The organism is Pseudomonas monteilii, from assembly GCA_001534745.1.
In the GTDB taxonomy this organism is placed as follows: Bacteria; Pseudomonadota; Gammaproteobacteria; order Pseudomonadales; family Pseudomonadaceae; genus Aquipseudomonas; species Aquipseudomonas alabamensis.
Map to the genome: position 1 here is coordinate 1,145,606 of CP013997.1, position 15,600 is coordinate 1,161,205.

The following is a 15,600-nucleotide window of genomic DNA, read 5'->3' on the forward strand; positions in this document are numbered from 1 at the left end:
AACCAATAACACATATCTTGATAATTGATTTTCCAGATATTCTCACTCCCACTACACTAGCGCGCAAGAGCGCTGTGAATAGCGTTGCGTCTTTTTTCAGGAGCCCCATCGATGAGCAACATGAACCACGAACGTGTCCTCAGTGTGCACCACTGGAACGACACCCTGTTCAGCTTCAAGTGCACCCGCGACCCGGGGCTGCGCTTCGAGAACGGTCAGTTCGTGATGATCGGCCTGCAGCAGGAAAGCGGCCGTCCGCTCATGCGTGCCTACTCCATCGCGTCGCCCAACTGGGAAGAGCACCTGGAGTTCTTCAGCATCAAGGTGCCGGACGGCCCGCTGACCTCGCAGCTGCAGCACCTGAAGGAAGGCGACGAGATCATCATCAGCAAGAAGCCCACCGGCACCTTGGTGCTCGACGACCTGAACCCGGGCAAGCACCTGTACCTGCTGAGCACCGGCACGGGCCTGGCGCCGTTCATGAGCGTCATCCAGGACCCTGAGACCTACGAGCGCTTCGAGAAGGTGATTCTGGTCCATGGTGTGCGCTACGTGAACGAAGTCGCCTACCGCGAGTTCATCACCGAGCACCTGCCGCAGAACGAGTTCTTCGGCGACGCCGTGCGCGAGAAGCTGATCTACTACCCCACCGTGACCCGCGAGCCGTTCGAGAACCAGGGCCGTCTGACCGACCTGATGCGCAGCGGCAAGCTGTTCAGCGACATCGGTCTGCCTCCGATCAACCCGCAGGACGACCGCGCCATGATCTGCGGCAGCCCGAGCATGCTCGACGAGACCAGCGAAGTGCTCGACAGCTTCGGCCTGAAGGTCTCCGCTCGCATGCGCGACCCAGGTGACTACCTGATCGAGCGCGCCTTCGTCGAGAAGTGATGCCAGCCGCCTGGCCGCTGGCCAGGCGCATTGACGTACAAGGTTGGCTTGCCACCAGCAGGCCGACCTCGCTGAACCCGGCAGGCCTGCCGGCAGTGCGCTGAAGCTGCCGCCGCCATCGCGGGCAAGCCCGCTCCCACAAAGGCTCATCCAGGGCCAACGGCTGCAGCAGATGGCACACGCCTTGTGCAGCCGCCCAGGTGCCGCCATCGGCCCTGGACAACGTGTCACAAGTCCCCGTCACTGACACAAATTGGCAGCCCTCACTGGCCCTATGTGGGAGCTGGCTTGCCAGCGATGGCGCCCGCCCAGGCGCCGCCTGCAGCGTGAGCAGTGCTCAAAACGATCACGCCCCGTGATCGCGCTCCACGTTCAGCACCACGATGCGTCCCGGCTCCGGGTAGTGCCAGCGCACCTGTACATCCCAGAACTTCACGCCATACACACGTTCGGCAGGCGGCTTCTGGTAGGCCGGGCGCGGATCCTGTGCCAGGCACTGTTCGATCAGGGCCATCAACGGTTCGCCCAGACGCAACCCGTGCTGCTGGGCCTGGTCCAAGGCCGTGTCGTGCCACTCGACGACGATGCGTGCCGGCGCCTCGCTGGCCATGTGGTTGCAGGCCCCAGCGACGCTGTCGGCATAAGGCACGTAGGGCTTGATGTCCAGCACGGGCGTGCCGTCCAGCAGGTCGATCCCGGACAGCAATAGCCGTCCCGGCTCCACGGCCTCCAGCCTGACCACCGACTGGCCGATGCCGTTGGGCCGATGCGTGGCGCGGGTGGCGAACACGCCCATGCTCTTGTTGCCGCCCAGCCGAGGCGGGCGGACTTTCAGCCGGGGCGTGTCCTCCAGTGCCTGGTGGAACAGGAACAACAGCCAGACGTGACTGACCTGTTCCAGGCCCGCCACCGCCTCGCCCTGGTCGAAGGGCGGGACCAGCTCCAGCACACCCCGAGCGGCGGGCGCCAGGTGCGGTTGGCGGGGGATGGCGAACTTCTCCTTGAAGCAGGAGCGCACGTAGCCCACGGGCGAGACGCTGTGCTGCATGGGATCAGCCACGCACGCGCAGGGTCAGGCCCTTGAGGAAGTTGCGCAGCAACTGGTCGCCACACGGGCGGTAGTTGTCGTGCCCGACCTTGCGGAACAACGCACTGAGTTCCGGCTTGGACACCGGGAAGTTCACCGACTTGAGCACGGCGTGCAGGTCGTCCTCCTTGAGCTCGAACGCCACCCGCAGTTTCTTGAGCACCGTGTTGTTGGTCACCGGCAGCTCGAGCGGCTGTGCCGGGCGGCTCTCGTCGCGACCACGGCGGTGCGTCACCAGGCCGTCGAGAAAGTGCGCCATGACCTTGTCGGGGCACTGCACGAAGCCTTCTTCCTCTTCTTTCTTGAGGTAGCCGGCGACCTGGGCCGTGGACAGCGTCAGACCGGACAGCGCGAAGATCTTGACCATCTGCGCGTCGTTGGCCTTGATCATGTAGCGCACGCTGCGCAGTACATCGTTGTGATTCATGGGTCAATCCTGTTCAGGTGCCGCACCGTGGTGCGGTCTTCGAGACTAGAAACGTTCGTGGCTGCCGACATACCGCCACTGCCCGACCGGCAGCTTGCCCATGGGCACGCCCCCCAGGCGGATACGGCGCAGGCTGACGATCTCGAGCTTCAGCGCGCTGCACAGCTCGCCGATCGTGCCCGGCTGAGGGGCCTTGATCGCCAGGCGCAGGTGGGTCTCGTTCTGCCAGCTGGCCTTGGCCTTGGGCAACTCGCGGCCGTCGCGCACCAGGCCGCGTGCCAGGCGTTCCAGCGCCTGGGGCGTCGCCGAGCCGCGCACCTCGATGATGAACTCCTGTTCCAGCTTGCGCAGGTCCGCCTCGATCTTGCGCTTGGTGCGCCAGTCCTGGGTGAAGACCTGCAGGCCGCTGGCACCAGGGGGCAGGGCGGCCACGCATTCCTGTCGGGCGAAGTGACCGTGCAGCGGGCGGATGTCGCTCGGTTGCGTGGTGCCCAGGCTGGCCATGGTGATGCTGGCGCGCGCTTCCTCGAGCCACTGCCCGGCAGGCTGGTTCAGCAGCAGGGTGACCGGTGCCAGAGGCTCGGCCTTGGCGCCCGGCAGCAACTCGACACGCTGTTGCTCGATCTTGAATTGCGGCTGCTCGATGACCACGCCATCGACCGTGACCCAGCCACCTTCGATGAACAGTTCGGCCTCGCGGCGGGAGCAGCCAAGCTGCGCGATGAGGCATTTGGAGAGACGAACGGGTTCACTCATGGTCGGTGTTTCGCAAGACAGGAAATAAGACCCGCATTGTACCTGCCCAAGCCCCTTCGATGGCCGCTATCTGCGTGCCTATCGATCGATCAGGCGCAGGTGCAGGAGCGGGTAGGGCTGACCCAGGCCATCGGTCTCGGCACGCCCAGTGACCTCGAAACCATGGCGCCGATAGAAGCCCAGTGCCTGGGGGTTCTGTTCGTTGACGTCCAGCGTGCGCACACCCAGCACATCGACGGCATGGCTGAGCAGGCGCGTACCGATCCCTTGGCCATGGTAGGCAGGGGCGACGAACAGCATGTCCAGGCGCTGCTGGGCGACACCGGCGAAACCCAGGAAATGGCCCGCCTGATCCTTGCAGCCCACCAGGGTGACGGCAGGCAGGTACTTGGGCAGCACATGATCGCGCAGGATCAGCAGGTAAGGCTCGGGCAGGAAGTCATGGGTGGCGCGAACCGACGCCTCCCAAAGCGCCATGAGCGCCGGGTAGTCCGCCACGGTAGGCGTGTCGAGCGTCAGCATGCGTGTCATCCTTGTCGGTGCGTGCAGGCCGCCCACACGGAGCGGCCTGGTATCGGGCAAGCTTCAGATGGGCTCGGCCCACAGGTCGTACTCGTCGGCATCGACCACGCGGCAGCGTACCGTGTCGCCGGGCTTGAAGCCGTGATCACCATCGATGAACACGCTGCCATCGATTTCCGGCGCGTCGAAGAAGCTGCGGCCGACCGAACCTTCGGTTTCCACTTCGTCGATCAGCACGTCGATTTCCCGGCCGATGCGCTGCTGCAGGCGTGCCGCGCTGATGGCCTGCTGATGCGCCATGAAGCGGTCCCAGCGATCCTGCTTGATGGCATCGGGTACTTCGTCCAGGCCCAGCTCGTTGGCCGGTGCGCCTTCGACCGGCGAGTACTGGAAGCAGCCGACGCGGTCCAGCTGCGCCTCGGTCAGCCAGTCCAGCAGGTACTGGAAGTCCTCTTCGGTTTCGCCTGGGAAGCCGACGATGAAGGTCGAACGGATCACCAGCTCCGGGCACTGTTCACGCCACTGCTTGATGCGCGTCAGGGTGCGGTCTTCGAACGCCGGGCGCTTCATCGACTTGAGCACCTTGGGGCTGGCGTGCTGGAACGGGATGTCCAGGTACGGCAGGATCTTGCCGGCGGCCATCAGCGGGATCACGTCGTCGACGTTCGGGTACGGGTAGACGTAGTGCAGGCGCACCCAGGCGCCCAGCGTGCTCAAGGCTTCGCACAGCTCGAACAGACGCGTCTTGACCGGGCGGCCGTTCCAGAAGTCGGTCTTGTAGCGCACGTCCACACCGTAGGCGCTGGTGTCCTGGGAGATCACCAGAAGCTCTTTGACGCCGGCCTTGACCAGGCGCTCGGCCTCGCTCAGCACCTCGCCGACCGGGCGGCTGACCAGCTTGCCGCGCATCGACGGGATGATGCAGAAGCTGCAGCTGTGGTTGCAGCCCTCGGAGATCTTCAGGTACGCGTAGTGACGCGGGGTCAGCTTGACGCCCTGGGGCGGCACCAGGTCGATCAGCGGGTTGTGATCCTGGCGCGGCGGCACCACCTCGTGCACCGCATTGACCACCTGCTCGTACTGCTGCGGACCGCTGACCGAGAGCACGCTCGGGTGCACGTCACGGATGTTGCCTTCCTCGACGCCCATGCAGCCGGTGACGATGACCTTGCCGTTTTCCTTGATGGCTTCGCCGATGACTTCCAGCGACTCGGCCTTGGCGCTGTCGATGAAGCCGCAGGTGTTGACCACCACCACGTCGGCGTCTTCGTAGGTCGGCACGACTTCGTAGCCTTCCATGCGCAGTTGCGTGAGGATGCGCTCGGAATCGACCAGCGCTTTCGGGCAACCCAGCGAGACGAATCCGACCTTCGGGATGGAAGATGCAGGCGTGGTGGACATGGCTAACCTCGGTATTGAATGCAGGTCGTCCGCCGGAATCGGGGACGAGCTTGACGGGCGCTTCTGGCGCCTCTGATCAAAAAGTGCGCAATTCTAGCGATCACGGGGGCGCTTGACCAGCGGAAATACGACGAGCGTGCGTGTGTGCGGTAAAAGAGCTGCATGTGTCGAGTGACCGTGCATGACCAGAGATTCAGAACAAATTCTGTGGGGTAGCAGCTTTCATTCGATATCATCCGCATCGGAGAGATGTGTGTAGCAACCGGCTATACGTGTATTCTATAGCTACACATCATGCTATTGTCTCATGTGTTGAGCCATGGAGCAGGCGGCGCTCTGCGTAACCAGGTCCAGCTGCTCTATGTGAGTAACCTGTGGCTCGGCCTACCTTTATAGCTACATATGGCAGAAGACGCCGTCATGGAAACGTCTGGAAAACGCGGCTGTTTCCAGGTGAAAACGAACAGGGATAATTGATTGCTTCACAAACGATCGGAGTCATAGCCATGGAGCGAGTCACACCTACAGGCGTAAAGCCTGTGTCCATCAATATGAGGGCTGATCCAAAGCGACGGGACCTTATTGATGCGGCAGCTGAGATTCTCAGCGTTGATCGGACCAGCTTTATTCTTGATGCGGCCTGTCGGCGCGCTGAAGAGGTCATTGTGGACCGTAAGCTTTTTGTGCTTAGCGAGGAGGCGTTTGACCGCTTCGAGAAAGCGCTCGATGCACATCCCATCAAGAGTAACGAATGCGTCAAAAGACTGCTTGCAAGACCGAAACCTTGGAGCTGACGCCTCCGGAGAAATTGGCCGAGCATCATGTGGTTTCTGAGTTCGATTGCGGTGAACTGTCGATCAACGAGTTTCTGCGCCACAGAGCATTGAAGGCCCAGGCTGCCAGGCACACAGTGGTCTACGTTGTGTGCTTCAAGGGCACCTGTAATGTAGCGGCGTATTACACGCTTTCCAACAGCGCGGTTGATCGCCGATACGGCGCTACCGCCAAGATCCGCCGTAATGCACCAGATCCATTACCTGTTACCGTCTTAGGTCGTATGGGCGTGACAGCCTCCGCTGCAGGTCATGGCTTATCGCTGGCATTGCTCGCAGATGCGGTCGAACGAAGTCTGATCGCCTCTGAAATGATCGGATCCACCGCGTTGATCGTGCATCCATTGACCGAACGACTTGCCACGTACTATGCAAAGCATGGTGGATTCGTACCGTGTCCTGATCTTGCTCCCATGACGATGATGCTCCCCCTGCGATGACACACTGCGTAAGTCCGCTCTTGATAGGTGTGTCGCTGTCGTGAAAGCCGAACGCCCGATTGGCTGGAAATCGCCAAAGGGTCATTCGAGAGGGCGCTATCGTGTCTACGACCAGGCGGCTAACCGTTCTGGCAGACGTTACGCTATGCTTCGCGCCATTGGCTCGGTAGGGCCCAAGAGGCTCTCGGCATTCGCCGTGCAGCTGTGCCGATCCGGTAAGGTCCGACCGGTGGCAACCTGTCATCTCGGCCTCGCAGGCCATCAGTAGGAGCAGTCGATGGTTCAGGCAAGCAGCTCTGCCGAAGGCGGGCAGGGCATCACGCGTTCGGTCAGCCTGTTGGTGGCGGCGGTGGGTGTGGTCTATGGCGATATCGGTACCAGTCCGCTCTACACGCTCAAGGAGGTGTTCTCCGGTGGCTATGGCGTGGCCGTCAACCATGACGGGGTGCTGGGCATCCTGGCGCTGATCTTTTGGTCGCTGATCTGGGTGGTGTCGATCAAGTACATCCTGTTCATCCTGCGCGCCGATAACCAGGGCGAGGGTGGCACCATGGCGCTGACGGCGCTGGCCCGTCGCGCCGCAGCGCCGTACCCGCGCCTGCGCATGCTGATGGTCGGGTGTGGCCTGGTGGGCGCCTCGCTGTTCTACGGCGACAGCATGATCACCCCGGCCGTCTCGGTGCTCTCGGCGGTGGAGGGCATGGGGCTGGCCTTCGACGGCATCGATCACTGGGTCGTGCCGATCTCGCTGGTGGTGCTGGTGGCGCTGTTCGTCGTGCAGAAGCATGGCACCGCCAAGATCGGCACCTTGTTCGGGCCTGTCATGGTGCTGTGGTTCGTGGTGCTCGGCGCACTGGGCATCCATGGCATCCTGCAGAGCCCGGAAGTGCTCAAGGCCGTGAACCCGGCCTGGGCGGTGCGGTTCTTCGTGGTCCACCCGGGCATGGGCGTGGCCATCCTGGGGGCGGTGGTGCTGGCCTTGACCGGTGCCGAGGCGCTGTACGCCGACATGGGCCACTTCGGCCGCAAGCCGATCGCCCGCGCCTGGTTCCTGCTGGTGCTGCCGGCGCTGGTGCTCAACTATTTCGGCCAGGGCGCCCTGTTGCTGCAGAACCCGGAGGCCGCACGCAACCCGTTCTACCTGCTGGCGCCGTCCTGGGCCCTGCTGCCGTTGATCGGCCTGGCGACGCTGGCGACGGTGATCGCTTCGCAGGCAGTGATCTCGGGTGCGTTCTCCTTGACCCAGCAAGCCATCCAGCTGGGCTATATCCCACGCATGCAGGTGCAGCACACGTCCAGCGCCGAGCAGGGGCAGATCTACATCGGTGCGGTGAACTGGACCCTGATGGTGGGCGTGGTGCTGCTGGTCTTGGGCTTCGAATCGTCCGGCGCCTTGGCCGCTGCCTACGGCGTCGCCGTGACCGGCACCATGCTGATGACCACACTGCTGGTGGCGGTGGTGATGCTGTTGCTGTGGAAGTGGCCACCGCTGCTGGCGGTGCCTGTGCTGCTCGGCTTTCTGGTGGTCGATGGGCTGTTCTTCGCCGCCAACCTGCCCAAGGTGCTGCAAGGTGGCGCGTTCCCGGTGATCGCCGGGATCGTGCTGTTCGTGCTGATGAGCACCTGGAAGCGCGGGCGGCAGATTCTCGTCGAACGCATCGATGAAGGCTCGCTGCCCCTGCAGGTGTTCATCAGCAGCATCGCCGTGCAACCGCCGCACCGCGTCGAGGGCACCGCCGTGTTCCTGACCGCCCGCGCCGATGCCGTGCCCCACGCCCTGCTGCACAACCTGTTGCACAACCAGGTGTTGCACCATCAGGTGGTGCTGCTGACGGTGATCAGCGAGGACCGTCCGCGGGTACCGGAGGCCGAGCGCTTCGAGGTGCTGGCCCATGGCAACGGCTTCTTCCGTGTGCTGCTGCATTACGGGTTCATGGACGAGCCTGACGTGCCGGCAGCGCTGGCGCTGTGTCAGCGGGACGACCTGGACTTCAGCCCCATGCGCACCACCTACTTCCTCAGCCGTGAAACGGTGGTGGTGTCCCGTCTGCAGGGCATGGCGCGCTGGCGCGGCACCCTGTTCGCCTTCTTGCTGAAGAACGCCAACGGCACCTTGCGTTTCTTCAAGCTGCCGTTGAACCGGGTGATCGAGCTGGGTACCCAGGTGGAGATCTGAACCCGATCTCCACCGGGTTAGCGGCCCTGATTCAGGGCTGCTTGGTCGTACCGGCCTTGTCCTGGCGTGCGTCGATCTCGCCGATCAGGCGCTTGGCCAGGGCCGGGTAGTTTTCGTCGAAGTGATGCCCGCCAGGCAGCTTGACCCGCTCGCCGACGGCGGTGCTGTCGGTGCAACCACTCTCGGCGGCTTCCTCTTCACCGTAGATGCACACCACCTTGTTCGCGGGCAGGCGCGCCATGTCCGGACCGGTAGGCGCCTCCTGGCCTTCCTTGCCCAGCCAGCCCTCGACCTCGATCTCGAAGCTGCCGCTGCGGGCGAAGGCGAGCAGGATGATGGCGTCGACGCGCTGCTGGTCTTCGGCAGGCAAACGGTTGTAGATCGCGGGCAGTACATCGGCGCCGAACGAATAACCGGTCAGTACGAAGCGCTTGGTGCCCCACTTGTGGCGGTAGTGCTGCATCAGCTCCACCAGGTCGGTGGCGCTCTGCTCGGGCGTCTTGTGCTGCCAGTAGTAGCGCAGGGTGTCGATGCCCACCACCGGATAGCCGAGCTTGGCCATCTCCCCGGCGACGTCGCGGTCCAGGTCGCGCCAGCCGCCGTCACCGGAGAGGAACAGCGTGACGGTGTCGCTGGCCTGGCCGGCGGGCACCTCGACCACCGGAATGCTCAAGGCGGTACCGTCCGGGCCGACCAGGGCCTGGGTCAGCTGGTTCTTAAGCACCTGTGGCAAGTGGATGTCATAGTCGCTGATGCTGGTGTCGGCATTGGGCTGGTTGCGCACGAACGCTGCACTGGCGTCGTCCGGGTTGTCGTTCCAGGCCACGCTCCAGTGGCCGTGGGCGGCCGAGGCGGGCAGGGCCTGCGAGCAGCCTGGCTGTTCGGTCTTGAAGTCCACGGAGATCGCATGGGCCTGGTCGTCGTTCTGGCTGGCCAGCCAGCGCCAGGCCTCGCTGGCCCCCGCGCCGATACCGGCGACCAGGGACGGCGGGCTGGACAACGCGCCGAGGGCCTCGGTCATGGCCGTGTGCTGGGCCGTGCAGTCCGTATCCTGCAGCACCACCTGGACCAGTTGCGCATCGGCCGCCTGGCTCAGGTCGAGCAATTGCCGCTCGGTCAGCCCTTGGCCTGCCGGCACGCCGATGGCCACATGGGTCTTGGCATGACCAGCAGGGGTGACCTTGATCAGGTCGCCGCCCTGGCCCAGTGTGAGGTGTTCGAGCCGCGGCGCAGGCGCCGGGCGTGTCCAGAACCAGAAGCCGACCGCAGCGATGGCCACGAGCAGGAGTACGCACAGCAGAGACAGTCGAAAGCGTCGAGTCATCAGCGTTTCACCAATCCGGTCAGGCCGCCCGCGATCAGGGCGGCAGTATCAGCCAGGGCCACCAAGGGGTCGAGCCCGGCAGGAACGGCCATGTAGCGCGGTTCCCAGTCAGGCTGGAACTTGTCCTTGAAGCGGCGCAGGCCTTGGAAGTTGTACAGGTGCTCGCCACGGCGGAACACCATCGAGCCCAGGCGCTGGGTCAGCGGCGCACCCCGGCGCGGCTGCAGGCCGGACAGCGGCACCATCCCCAGACTGAAGCGCTGATAGCCCTCGGTCTTGTAGTGCAGGATCAGCCCCAGCATCATGAATTCCATGGTCAGCTTCGGCGCTTCCGGGTGTGCGCGCATCAGGTCCAGGCTGGCCAGCTCCTTGCTGTGGGTTTCCAGCAGGTTAGCGAACGCCACCGGCCGCCCCTGGAAGCGAATCAGCGCGATGCGGAAGTAGCGCAGGTACTCGGGGCTGAAGCGGCCCAGGGAGAAGCCTTTCTCGCGCACGTTCTTGTTGCCCAGCCAGGCGTCGGAAATCACCTTGAGTTCGTCCAGCGGCGCCTTGCCGGGCTCGTGGATCTCCAGGCTCAGGCCATCGCGTCCACCCCGGTTCCAGGTGTAGCGCAGGTCTTTCATTTCCTTGCCCTTGGCGTCGAGGTCGAAGGCGCACAGGTCGACCCTGGCTTCCTCGCCGAGCTTGATCGCGGTCAGGCCGATGTCCATGTAGAACGGCAGGTTCTCGGCGCGGACCTGGTAGAAGACCGGGCGCGCATGGTGCACGTCGCACAGGTCGCGGAACTGCCAGATCATCTCGGCGCGTTCCTGGGGCGGGCCGATCGGGTCGTACAGGGCCACCAGGCTGCGCCCGCGCCGGGCGTACATCAGGAAGGCATTGTCGCTGGGGTGGAACAGCAAGGCCTTGTCGCCGGTCAGGGCCAGGCCGCCATCTGGCTGGTCAGAGGCCTGCAGGATGCGATTGGCACGGTCCAGTTCCTGCTCGGGCGGCAGATGGATCATCGGGCGTGCGGTGCGCAGCAGCCAGGTCAAGGTGACGAACACCAGCAGCACGGCGCTGCCCAGGGCCGCGCGCAAGGCCCGCGGTGCATCGGCATCGAGGGTGAACTGCCACCACAGCTCGCGATCGTAGGGCACGTCTTCGAAGGCGAACAGCAGCAGCCAGATCGACGCGCCGATGACGCAGGCGCTCGCCACCAGGTAGACCGGCGAGAAGGGCAGTTCGAGCAGGCGACTGGGCCGGTAGAACGAACGCCGGAACAGCGCCAGCAGGGCCGCCGTGACGGTCAGGATGCTGGCTTCCTCCCAGTCGAAGCCTTTGAGCAACGAGAGTACGGCGCCCAACAACAGCAGCACCGTGGTCAGCAACCAGGCAGCCGACAGGCGTCGACGCAGCCCCTGGGCCAGCAGCAGGCACAGCACGCCGACCAGGCTGGCGCCAAAGTGCGAGGCATCGATCAGCCGATGGGGGATCAGAAAGCCCATGTGTTCCAGGCGGGTGTCGATCTCCGGCGTGGCGCCCGAGAAGAGCAGCACCACGCCCGACAGGAACACCAGGATCGCCAGGACCGGTGCGGCCAACCCCGAGGCGGCCTTGAGGGCTTGCTGGGCGAACAGCAGGCGACGTGCCTCGCTGGCCAGCAGCACGGCGCAGGCGACCAGCAGGGGCAGCACCACGTAGATCAGCCGGTACAGCAGCAGGGCGGCGGCCAGCGGCGCGGCACCGAGCTGGTTGGCGAAGGCCGCGAGCAGGATGGCCTCGAACACGCCGACGCCGCCGGGCACGTGGCTGAGCACGCCGGCTGCCAGCGCCAGCAGGTACACCAGCACGAAGGCACCGAAGGGCGGCGCTTCGGGCAGCAGCAGGTAGAGCACGGTGGCTGCCGCCAATACGTCCAGGGCGGTGATCAACAGCTGCAGGGCGGCCAGACGTGGCGCGGGCAGGCGCAAGGTGTGACGGCGGACCTGCACCAGCAGGTTGTCGGCCAGGGGCTGTTCCGGCAGGCGACGACGGTACAGGCCGATGGCCAGGGCCGCGCACAGTACCAGGGTGGCCGTGGCAAGGGTGGCCAGCACGCCGATCGGCAGACGCAGGGCCGTCGAGGCCGCAGGCAAGTCGCTCAGCAACGCCACGGCCGCCAGGGGCGGCAGTGCACAGCCGAGCGACAGGCTGGCGAACACGGTCATTCGTGCCACTTCGCCTGCGCCCAGTCCATGGCGGGCGTACAGGCGGTAGCGAACCGAGCCGCCTGACAGCATCGACAGCCCTACGGCGTTACCGACGGCGAAGGCACAGAAGCCACCCATCACCAAAGTACTGCCCGGCAATTTGGCGTTGGCGTAGCGGCTGGCCGACCATTCGTAGCCGAGCAGGATCACGAAGCCCGTGGCCGTCGCCAGCAGGGCGCCCGACAAGGAGGAGGCGGGGACCTCGGTGACGGCGTCGCGCAGGGCATTGAGGTCCAGTTCGCTGAGCAGGTGCCAGCAGGCCAGCAGGGCGATCGCGAACAGGACCAGGGTCAGGCCCAGGCCGATCGGTTGCCGGTAACGGCTGAGCCGTTCCAGCCATGGCAGGCGTTGGGCGGCGGCAGGCAATGCGGCCGTGACCGGTGAAGAGGTGTCAGGTGCCGGCGTGTTCATGTCATACCCCACGCGGCACGGTGGAGGCAAAAGCGGAATGCGGCCAAGTGAAAATCCCTTTGGAAAACGTGTCCTGATAGTACTCTGTGGCAGAGGGGTTGGATTGGTTCAGGATAGTTAAAGAATGTTCATATGGTAGGGCGAGGATGACGGCGCAAGGCAGGCCTGTCATGAAGAGGGCAAGGCGACAAGAATACGAGACGCCAGAAACAACAAACCCCGCACTACCGAAGTAGGCGGGGTCTGTTCTGACGATATGGTTGCGGGAGCCGGATTTGAACCGACGACCTTCGGGTTATGAGCCCGACGAGCTACCAGGCTGCTCCATCCCGCGTCAGTGGGGCGCATTCTACAGTGTGCGGCCCTGGTGTCAACATTTAAATCGTTGATCTGCCTGGGGTTTTCGAGCGGGCATGAAAAAGGCCACTGTGTGAACAGTGGCCTTTTTCCAAGATGGTTGCGGGAGCCGGATTTGAACCGACGACCTTCGGGTTATGAGCCCGACGAGCTACCAGACTGCTCCATCCCGCGTCAGAGGTGCGCACTATACAGCGTATGGCGGTCACGTCAAGCGCGATCGGCCCAGTCGCGCGAACAGGGATTGGAAGCCTTGTTCGGGCAGAAACGAAAAAGGCCACTGCGTGAACAGTGGCCTTTCTCTAAGTTGGTTGCGGGAGCCGGATTTGAACCGACGACCTTCGGGTTATGAGCCCGACGAGCTACCAGGCTGCTCCATCCCGCGCCTGTGAGATGGGATTCTACGGATATTCCTTCCCCTGTCAAGCGATCGTGTGAAAAAAAGCGTTTTGACGTCAGGATGTTAGCGCCTCATGGGGCATTGCCAGGCAGCCCGCGTCCAGGTTCCGACACGCCGACAGTCGCAGTGGCTGCCGCCGTGTTCGAGGATGGGGTACTATCTGTATGAATTTACAGTGGTGTCCGTCATCCATGTCCACGCGCAAGATCATTCATATCGACTGCGACTGCTTCTATGCCGCCATCGAAATGCGTGACGACCCGCAGCTTGCGGGGCGACCCATGGCCGTGGGCGGGTCGGCCGAGCGGCGCGGTGTGATCGCCACCTGCAACTACGAGGCGCGGGCCTACGGTGTCCGTTCCGCCATGTCGTCACGGCATGCCTTGAAGCTGTGTCCGGACCTGGTCATCGTCAAGCCGCGTTTCGATGCCTATAAGGAAGCGTCCCGCGAGATCCAGGCCATCTTCCGTGACTACACCGAGCTGATCGAGCCGTTGTCCCTCGACGAGGCCTACCTCGACGTCACCGACAGCCACTGGTTCGCCGGCAGTGCCACGCGCATCGCCGAAGACATTCGTCGGCGGGTGGCGCGCACGCTGCACATCACCGTGTCGGCCGGCGTCGCCCCCAACAAGTTCCTGGCCAAGATCGCCAGCGACTGGCGCAAGCCCAATGGCCTGTTCGTCATCACGCCGCTGGAGGTGGAGGCCTTCGTCGCGCAACTGCCGGTCAATCGTTTGCACGGCGTGGGCAAGGTGACCGCCGACAAGCTGGCTCGCCTGGGCATCGTCACCTGCACCGACCTGCGCGCCTGGTCGCGCGTGGACCTGGCGCGGGAGTTCGGCAGTTTCGGGGAGCGCTTGTGGGGCTTGGCGCGCGGCATCGACGAGCGGGTCGTGCAGAACGACAGCCGACGGCAATCGGTCAGCGTGGAGAACACCTTCGACACGGATTTGCCCGACCTCGAGGCCTGCCTGGACAAGCTCCCGGGTCTGCTGGCGACCCTGGACGAACGCATTGGTCGCATGGACAGCAGCTATCGGCCAGGCAAACCCTTCGTCAAGGTCAAGTTCCACGACTTCAGCCAGACCACGCTGGAACAATCGAGGGCCGGGCGTGACCTGGACAGTTACCGACAATTGCTGGGTCAGGCCTTCGCCCGTGGCGGCAAGCCGGTCAGGTTGCTGGGGGTCGGGGTGCGCTTGCAGGATCTGCGGGGTGCGGCCGAACAGCTGGAGCTGTTTCAGGAGCCTTGAACCTGTGGCCAGGCAGGCACGGTCGATCCGAGGGGGGATAACGAGACGATCGATTCGGCGGACACCGCAGGGTTCACGCAACAGGCGGGCGGGGGCCTGCTGCGTGACAACGCTGCCTTAGCGAGCGCCGGGGTCGGCCACCAGGCGGCCGGTCTGCTGCCGAAGCGACTGCAGGAAGTCATGCTGCAGCTCGGGGTCGTTGCGCGTGAGTTCCACCAGGCTCTGCTCCAGGTCGCTGGCTTCTTCCTCGAGCCCCAGTTCGGCCAGACGCTTGATCCGATGCACCCAGTGCGACACGTCATCGTCCTCCAGGTCATCGAAGACCAGGCGACGCGCCTCGGGCAGCGCACGGCGCAGCTTGTCGCTGATCAGCAACGTCGCGTCGCCGCGTATGCCGTTCTCCTCGTCGGCGGCCTGCAAGTGCAGGGTACCGATACGGCTCAGGTCCTGTTCGGCGAACGGGCTTTCCAGCAGGTTGAGGCGCACCACGCCATTGTCGTCGGTGGCGAACTCGTGGGTCAGTTTGCCCGCCTTGACCTCGAGCGGGTGCTCGACCCAGGGCAGGTTGGTGAACTCTTCGCGTTGCCCCTTGCGTGTTTCGCTCAGGCTGGCGAGGTTCTGCTGGGCGCGGCCATTGGACTGGACGTTCATGAACGGGTTGAGGCCCGCCACGCCGTATTCCAGCCAATCGCGTGTCACGCTGTCAGGCAGCTTGCCCAAGGCGAAGACGTTCACCACGTTGGCGCCGAGCCCTGCGACCACCGCCACGGCGCCCAGCGGGATCTCATAGACCTCCCGCCAGGGCTGATACGGCGTGTAGCGATCGTAGTGGCGAGTGACCTCGAACTCGGTGACCTCGAAGCGACGCCGCTCGGTCACGCGAACGCGACGCTGCGGCAGCTCCATGACCTGGGGTTCGCCCGCGTCGATCTGCAAGGTGTGCTCGAGCAGCTTTCGCTCGACCCGGTCTTCATGCTCGCTGCGCTGGGACATCTGGTTGGCGCAGCCGCTGACGAACAGGGCGCCGCTCAAGGCGGCTCCTGCCAGGGTATGGGTACTTCGCTTGGACATGTTCACTCGCGCAAGGT

The 15,600-nt window shown here is 64.3% G+C and carries 12 protein-coding genes and 3 tRNA genes; 4 read left to right on the forward strand and 11 right to left on the reverse strand.

Features of this window, described 5'->3' with window-relative positions; translation table 11 throughout:
* Window positions 1-111 precede the first annotated feature (111 nt).
* Window positions 112-891: a ferredoxin--NADP(+) reductase gene (locus APT63_05130; protein ID AMA45061.1), complete on the forward strand. Its 780-nt coding sequence runs from the start codon at window positions 112-114 to the stop codon at window positions 889-891.
* 346 nt (window positions 892-1,237) lie between these two features.
* On the opposite strand, the gene APT63_05135 is transcribed toward APT63_05130, so the two are convergent.
* From APT63_05135 to rimO, 5 genes are all read right to left on the reverse strand, one after another.
* The gene (locus APT63_05135) at window positions 1,238-1,939 is read right to left on the reverse strand and encodes a tRNA-Thr(GGU) m(6)t(6)A37 methyltransferase TsaA (GenBank protein AMA45062.1); all 702 of its coding nucleotides are present in this window, start codon (window positions 1,937-1,939) and stop codon (window positions 1,238-1,240) included.
* Between the two features lie 4 nt (window positions 1,940-1,943).
* Window positions 1,944-2,405, reverse strand: coding sequence for a hypothetical protein (locus APT63_05140; GenBank protein AMA45063.1), 462 nt, complete (start codon window positions 2,403-2,405; stop codon window positions 1,944-1,946).
* A 45-nt stretch (window positions 2,406-2,450) separates the two neighbouring features.
* A complete protein-coding gene (locus tag APT63_05145) occupies window positions 2,451-3,161 on the reverse strand; it encodes an RNA-binding protein (GenBank protein AMA45064.1) in 711 nt (236 codons plus the stop codon).
* A gap of 78 nt (window positions 3,162-3,239) precedes the next feature.
* Window positions 3,240-3,692 (reverse strand): acetyltransferase, encoded by a 453-nt coding sequence (locus APT63_05150; protein ID AMA45065.1) that lies wholly within the window; start codon window positions 3,690-3,692, stop codon window positions 3,240-3,242.
* Between the two features lie 54 nt (window positions 3,693-3,746).
* Window positions 3,747-5,084: a ribosomal protein S12 methylthiotransferase RimO gene (gene rimO / locus APT63_05155; protein ID AMA45066.1), complete on the reverse strand. Its 1,338-nt coding sequence runs from the start codon at window positions 5,082-5,084 to the stop codon at window positions 3,747-3,749.
* Between the two features lie 506 nt (window positions 5,085-5,590).
* Between rimO and APT63_05160 the strand changes: the two genes are divergently transcribed.
* Together APT63_05160 and APT63_05165 are read left to right on the forward strand one after the other, a co-directional pair.
* Entirely contained in the window at window positions 5,591-5,878 is a 288-nt protein-coding gene (locus APT63_05160; GenBank protein AMA45067.1) for a hypothetical protein, read from the forward strand.
* A 756-nt stretch (window positions 5,879-6,634) separates the two neighbouring features.
* Complete coding sequence (locus tag APT63_05165) at window positions 6,635-8,533, forward strand: potassium transporter Kup (protein ID AMA45068.1); 1,899 nt, start codon at window positions 6,635-6,637, stop codon at window positions 8,531-8,533.
* Window positions 8,534-8,564: 31 nt separating this feature from the next.
* Here APT63_05165 and APT63_05170 read toward each other — a convergent pair whose 3' ends face one another.
* The 5 genes from APT63_05170 to APT63_05190 all read right to left on the reverse strand — a co-directional run bounded on the left by APT63_05170 (window position 8,565) and on the right by APT63_05190 (window position 13,241).
* Complete coding sequence (locus APT63_05170) at window positions 8,565-9,857, reverse strand: virulence factor family protein (protein ID AMA45069.1); 1,293 nt, start codon at window positions 9,855-9,857, stop codon at window positions 8,565-8,567.
* Window positions 9,857-12,499, reverse strand: a complete 2,643-nt coding sequence (locus tag APT63_05175) for a hypothetical protein (protein AMA45070.1) — start codon at window positions 12,497-12,499, stop codon at window positions 9,857-9,859. The genes APT63_05170 and APT63_05175 overlap by 1 nt, the downstream gene beginning before the upstream one ends.
* A 257-nt stretch (window positions 12,500-12,756) precedes the next feature.
* Window positions 12,757-12,833: transfer RNA gene (locus tag APT63_05180), tRNA-Met, on the reverse strand.
* A gap of 120 nt (window positions 12,834-12,953) precedes the next feature.
* Window positions 12,954-13,030: transfer RNA gene (locus APT63_05185), tRNA-Met, on the reverse strand.
* 134 nt (window positions 13,031-13,164) lie between these two features.
* Window positions 13,165-13,241 (reverse strand) — tRNA-Met (locus APT63_05190).
* Between the two features lie 206 nt (window positions 13,242-13,447).
* On the opposite strand from APT63_05190, the gene APT63_05195 reads away from it, so the two are divergent.
* Window positions 13,448-14,512, forward strand: a complete 1,065-nt coding sequence (locus APT63_05195) for a DNA polymerase IV (GenBank protein ID AMA45071.1) — start codon at window positions 13,448-13,450, stop codon at window positions 14,510-14,512.
* 117 nt (window positions 14,513-14,629) lie between these two features.
* On the opposite strand, the gene APT63_05200 is transcribed toward APT63_05195, so the two are convergent.
* Complete coding sequence (locus APT63_05200; protein AMA45072.1) at window positions 14,630-15,583, reverse strand: hypothetical protein; 954 nt, start codon at window positions 15,581-15,583, stop codon at window positions 14,630-14,632.
* Window positions 15,584-15,600: the final 17 nt, after the last annotated feature.

What these genes read in the sequence shown, in the direction of transcription:
- APT63_05160 (AMA45067.1), top strand. Translation starts at nt 5,591, where the DNA reads ATGGAGCGAGTCACACCTACAGGCGTAAAGCCTGTGTCCATCAATATG.
- APT63_05175 (AMA45070.1), bottom strand. Translation starts at nt 12,499, where the DNA reads ATGAACACGCCGGCACCTGACACCTCTTCACCGGTCACGGCCGCATTG.
- APT63_05195 (AMA45071.1), top strand. Translation starts at nt 13,448, where the DNA reads ATGTCCACGCGCAAGATCATTCATATCGACTGCGACTGCTTCTATGCC.
- APT63_05150 (AMA45065.1), bottom strand. Translation starts at nt 3,692, where the DNA reads ATGACACGCATGCTGACGCTCGACACGCCTACCGTGGCGGACTACCCG.
- APT63_05170 (AMA45069.1), bottom strand. Translation starts at nt 9,857, where the DNA reads ATGACTCGACGCTTTCGACTGTCTCTGCTGTGCGTACTCCTGCTCGTG.
- APT63_05135 (AMA45062.1), bottom strand. Translation starts at nt 1,939, where the DNA reads ATGCAGCACAGCGTCTCGCCCGTGGGCTACGTGCGCTCCTGCTTCAAG.
- APT63_05145 (AMA45064.1), bottom strand. Translation starts at nt 3,161, where the DNA reads ATGAGTGAACCCGTTCGTCTCTCCAAATGCCTCATCGCGCAGCTTGGC.
- APT63_05200 (AMA45072.1), bottom strand. Translation starts at nt 15,583, where the DNA reads ATGTCCAAGCGAAGTACCCATACCCTGGCAGGAGCCGCCTTGAGCGGC.
- APT63_05140 (AMA45063.1), bottom strand. Translation starts at nt 2,405, where the DNA reads ATGAATCACAACGATGTACTGCGCAGCGTGCGCTACATGATCAAGGCC.
- APT63_05130 (AMA45061.1), top strand. Translation starts at nt 112, where the DNA reads ATGAGCAACATGAACCACGAACGTGTCCTCAGTGTGCACCACTGGAAC.
- rimO (AMA45066.1), bottom strand. Translation starts at nt 5,084, where the DNA reads ATGTCCACCACGCCTGCATCTTCCATCCCGAAGGTCGGATTCGTCTCG.
- APT63_05165 (AMA45068.1), top strand. Translation starts at nt 6,635, where the DNA reads ATGGTTCAGGCAAGCAGCTCTGCCGAAGGCGGGCAGGGCATCACGCGT.